General features: G+C 49.5%; 1 protein-coding gene. It reads right to left on the bottom strand.

Annotation, left to right across the window (positions count from 1 at the left end; genetic code table 11):
• On the bottom strand, positions 1-570 hold a 570-nt coding region (locus R7093_RS27060; protein ID WP_318147252.1), incomplete at both ends, for a cation:proton antiporter.

Genomic DNA, 570 nt, shown 5'->3' on the forward strand with positions numbered 1-570 from the left:
CCACAACAATTGCAATCGAGGCAGTGATGACAATTCCGTATGCCCAGCCCGGCAAATCGGCCACGAGGTTTAAATCGTCGTGATGCTGCGCAGCAGTTTGAACGGCATTTTGTGCTTGTTCGACTAACTCCGGCAGGGCCAACAATGGAATAAAGGCCAACATCGGGATAACAGCGATATCTTGAAAGAGCAGAACAGAAAACGCGTTTTTACCACCTTCTGTTTTGGTTAGCCCTTTTTCGCTAAAGGTTTGCAGCACAATGGCGGTTGATGACAGCGCGAAAATTAGGCCAATCGCCAGAGCAATCGTCCAAGGCTGCTCAAAGTACAAGGCGATACCCATAATCGCGGCGACAGTGCCGCCAACTTGCAAGCCACCTAACCCCATCAAGCGATTACGCATCGCCCACAGCATTTTAGGTTCGAGTTCTAAACCAACAAGGAACAGCATCATTACAACGCCAAATTCCGCAAAATGTTGGATGGTTGTGGTCTCTTCACCTACGAGGCCGATAATTGGGCCAATCACCACGCCGGCAATTAGGTAGCCCAGTACAGAACCTAAACCTA

The organism is Vibrio sp. 1580, assembly GCF_033340055.1.